The sequence below is a fragment of the Bartonella sp. AD328YNZD genome (genome assembly GCF_042196425.1).
Map to the genome: position 1 here is coordinate 1 of NZ_JBHIQG010000236.1, position 3,810 is coordinate 3,810.

A 3,810-nucleotide genomic window follows, 5' to 3' on the forward strand; every position below is an offset into this window, starting at 1 on the left:
TTTTCCGTCCCCGAAAACCCTAAATTTGTGCGAAGCGTATTGATCCACTGGACATCAGATGTATCGTCCAGCCCCGCCTCCATATAAGCGTTAATATCTTCAAATCCTGAACAATCTGGATTTTGTGAGACATAACGGAGCGTCACTTGTGGGTGGCGAAAAATTTCGCCACCATGAGGTTCTAACATTCCTGCGGCAATTTTTAACAGGGTCGATTTTCCACAACCATTACGGCCGACCAGCGCTATACGCGCTCCCCGCTCAACCGATAAAGAAGCTTGGTTGAACAAAGGTGTTGTTCCAAAGTTTAGGAAAATGCGGTCAAGCCGCATTAATGGCACTACCATTAATGAACGCGGCGCGGACAAGGTGCTTTATACATCACCCCTCTTGCATCACGGTAAGCACACAATTGCCGTACAGGGACTCTCTGCCCACAAGGTGCTTGGTAAACATGCCCTCTACGACCACGATACGTGCACAATTGTGATGCCTGTCTTTGTTGTTTTCTTTGATTTGCGGCTGCACCGGTTACTGTTCCAGCCAAAGCCCCAAATGCTGCACCGGTAAGCGCTGCTCCAGGCGTACTTCCACCAATAGCAGTTCCAGCCAAAGCACCGATTGCTGCTCCTCCTACGCCGTAACGTGCAACACGTTCATCGTTTGTAGTACAAGCGACTGAACTGAAACCAATGGCTGAAACAACGGCCACTTTAAAAATTGATTTTAACATATCAAAACCTTTCCTTCTCAAGATCAATACAAATTATATCGTTTATGTCAGCACTTCATCACTAGAGCCCCCCCCTGCCTTATTTAAAATATATTGGAAGAGCTTTACGGAATAGGCACAGACGCTAGCAATATAGCTTTTCCAGAACCTAAATGGCAAGAAAAGGTTCCAAAAATACGGTTAGAAAGTGTTAAAGAAGAGCCAAATGACACATTTTTATCACAAATCGGCCATTTTACTCCTGTAAGCGTTAAGCCTTGTAAATCAGAAAAACCGATAATACTAAACAAACACCCTTTAGGCAAATCATATGAATAAGGTTTTGGCAAAACCGGCCAACCTTCTTCCGAACCGCTTGTCAACAACACTGCAATGCCGCTTTCAGCCATCATCAACGCTTGCGTCATATGAGAAAGGCTATGATCACTTCGCTCCCCTCCCAAAGCACCGCATAAAATAAGCTTTTTAGCACCCTTTTGCAGCGCTCTTTCACATGCCAGAGCACTATCTGTCATATCTTTATCAGAGGGAAAAATTTCACGAGGAATATGACTATATTGGCGGATTAAATTCTCATCTGATGAATCAAAATCTCCTAACCACAATTCAGGCATCACATTAAGCATTGCCGCATGACGCATACCACCATCCGCAGCAATTACCCGACTGTTTTGAATTTGATTAAGCAAACGATCAGTGATACAAATGTCACCATTTAACAATATCGTAAATGTTGTCATGCCATTCTTTGCCTTTCACAAAATTTCCTTGTATAGTGCACCATTTTGTAAATGAGAGCCATTTTTTATAAACAATAACCGTGATATAGCCAAACGAACCCTTACCCTTAAAGCTTGTCTTACAAAAATACACAATACAAAGATACAAATGAGATTTGCCAAATTACACCGTCGCAACAACATGCATCGTGAACCAATGCGCCCTATTTTTCAACGAAATTTTCTTTTTCGCCCGCCCATGTGTAGAGCAACTTTCATAAGTCTCATGCTTCTCCTTTCCGCTTGTCATGCACCCCTTTCTCAAAATGACAAGCTTTCTTCCATTTCTTCTAAAACTATTAAAAGTGTCAACAATCACAATATCTATGTCACATTAAGCGCTCTGCAACACCCACGTATTCTACAAATGTATGGCGGCGCTTATTATGATGTAAAACTTGAACACCTTTTAGCAAAGATTGTCCGTAAACTAACAATTGCATCACACAATTCTCATCAAAGCTATTTTGTAACAATTTTAAATTCAGAAAGTGTCAATGCATTTGCGCTCCCCAATGGTTCGATCTACATCACCCGTGGCATGCTGGCATTAGCCAATGATTCTTCAGAAGTTGCAGCAATTTTAGCCCATGAGATAGCACATATCAGAGCCAATCATGGTATTTTACGCCTACAAAAAGAAACTGAATTGAAGATGAAAAATCGCATATCCCCTCGTCTTCTTTCTTCTATGGATCAAAAACTTCACACACCCATACAAAACAAGCAACAACTCGCACAATTTTCCCGTAATCAAGAGCTAGAAGCAGATTCTCTTGCCCTCGAAATGCTCCAACAAGCAGGATACGATCCGTTTGCTTCACCCCGCTTTCTTCAAACAATGGAAGCCTATAGTGCTTTACGTAATATCTCCGGTACCCAAAATGCCTCTCTAGATTTTCTAGCCTCTCACCCAACCACCCCTCAACGCATTCGGCTTGCGATAGAAAAAGCGCGTCAAATTAGTAAAGAGAAGAGTAAAATAACCGATCGTGATTCTTTTCTCAAAAGCATTGATGGCATGATTTTTGGAGGAGGATTTTATACAGGTTTTGTACGAGGCAACCAATTTATTCACCCACAATTGCGCATCGCTTTTTCTGTTCCGAATAATTTTACGATAGAACATTCAGCACACACTGTTTGGGCCAGTGGACCAGATAACATTGCGATTCGTTTTGATGCTATTCCACATCCTGCTGGACTATCTACAAGTGACTATTTGAAAAGCGGAGGGATTATTGGACTAGACCAATCATCCATCCGCCCCATCACAATTCAAGGACTTACGAGTCAGGGTTTTCAAAGCCAGAGTTTACTTGGAGCACACGCCCGTGCGACCCATGAGCAATGGCAATTTGATGTGGTTGTCATTTTGTTTAACAATCATCTCTTTCGTTTTCTGACAGCCGCCCCGCATAATTCTCAAAATTTTGCAGAAGTTGCCCAAAAAACGGTACAAAGCTTTCATTCTCTTTCTTCTTCACAGTTAAAAAAATTAAAGCCTTTAAAAATCCATGTTGTCCGCGTTAAACAAGGAGAAGATGTTACAAACCTTGCAAATAAAATGCAACACACACCAGAAAAAGAAAAACTCTTCCGCATTCTCAACGCCCTCTCACCAACGCAAACTTTACCCGCAGGTACAAAAGTGAAAATTATTACAGAATAAGCCTTTCTTCTCATCCGTTACAGCCTTGATTCTTTTCTGTCTGTATCAAGCCTTGCCCTTTTAAAACATATCCGAAAATGAAATGAAGCATTGTAAAAACCAACGTCATCATGCCTTCATACGCCCCCATTGATACATACCTCCTCAAACCGGCCTCTCCCCAACTCTTCCTTCGCTTTGAAAAAACCGCGACAAATACCCACAAGGATGCGCATTCCTCGACAAATCTGATTCCTCTAAAACCAACGTCATCATGCTCTCATACGCGCCCATTGATACATTCTCCCTCATCCCCCCACAAAGCCTTTCACGGCTTATATATCGTAAGCATCTTCTGAATGAACGGTAAGGAGAGCAGAACGCAATTTTTGCAAAGCCCGTGCTTCAATTTGGCGCACGCGCTCTTTTGAAATTCCTAACTTTTCACCGAGTACTTCTAGAGTAGCCCCCTCTTCATTGAGGCGACGAAAGCGAATAATTTCTAATTCCCGTTCGTTAAGAATTTGCAACGCATCGTAAAGCCATTGTGTACGCCGTTGACCATCAATCACTTGCTCAATTAAAGCATCAGGAAGAGGACTCTCATCCACCAACACATCCATCTTTGCAATGGGATTATCACTGTT

The 3,810-nt window shown here is 42.2% G+C and carries 5 protein-coding genes; 1 reads left to right on the forward strand and 4 read right to left on the reverse strand.

Features of this window, described 5'->3' with window-relative positions; translation table 11 throughout:
• The 3 genes from ACFIO3_RS09830 to ACFIO3_RS09840 all read right to left on the reverse strand — a co-directional run.
• Positions 1 to 347 (reverse strand): ATP-binding cassette domain-containing protein (locus ACFIO3_RS09830; RefSeq protein ID WP_375704383.1); only part of this gene is annotated, 347 nt, incomplete at its 3' end.
• Positions 347 to 733 carry a hypothetical protein gene (locus ACFIO3_RS09835; protein ID WP_375704381.1) on the reverse strand — a complete coding sequence of 129 codons (387 nt, stop codon included), beginning with the start codon at positions 731 to 733 and terminating at the stop codon, positions 347 to 349. The genes ACFIO3_RS09830 and ACFIO3_RS09835, both read right to left, overlap by 1 nt.
• Before the next feature lie 104 nt (positions 734 to 837).
• Entirely contained in the window at positions 838 to 1,473 is a 636-nt protein-coding gene (locus ACFIO3_RS09840) for a thiamine diphosphokinase (RefSeq protein ID WP_375608408.1), read from the reverse strand.
• Between the two features lie 148 nt (positions 1,474 to 1,621).
• Here ACFIO3_RS09840 and ACFIO3_RS09845 point away from each other — a divergent pair, with 148 nt between their 5' ends.
• The gene (locus ACFIO3_RS09845) at positions 1,622 to 3,184 is read left to right on the forward strand and encodes a M48 family metalloprotease (RefSeq protein ID WP_375608407.1); all 1,563 of its coding nucleotides are present in this window, start codon (positions 1,622 to 1,624) and stop codon (positions 3,182 to 3,184) included.
• 314 nt (positions 3,185 to 3,498) lie between these two features.
• Here ACFIO3_RS09845 and ACFIO3_RS09850 read toward each other — a convergent pair.
• Positions 3,499 to 3,810: sigma-70 family RNA polymerase sigma factor (locus ACFIO3_RS09850; protein WP_375704382.1), on the reverse strand; the 312-nt coding region annotated here is incomplete at its 5' end.

What these genes read in the sequence shown, in the direction of transcription:
- ACFIO3_RS09845 (WP_375608407.1), top strand. Translation starts at nt 1,622, where the DNA reads ATGAGATTTGCCAAATTACACCGTCGCAACAACATGCATCGTGAACCA.
- ACFIO3_RS09840 (WP_375608408.1), bottom strand. Translation starts at nt 1,473, where the DNA reads ATGACAACATTTACGATATTGTTAAATGGTGACATTTGTATCACTGAT.
- ACFIO3_RS09835 (WP_375704381.1), bottom strand. Translation starts at nt 733, where the DNA reads ATGTTAAAATCAATTTTTAAAGTGGCCGTTGTTTCAGCCATTGGTTTC.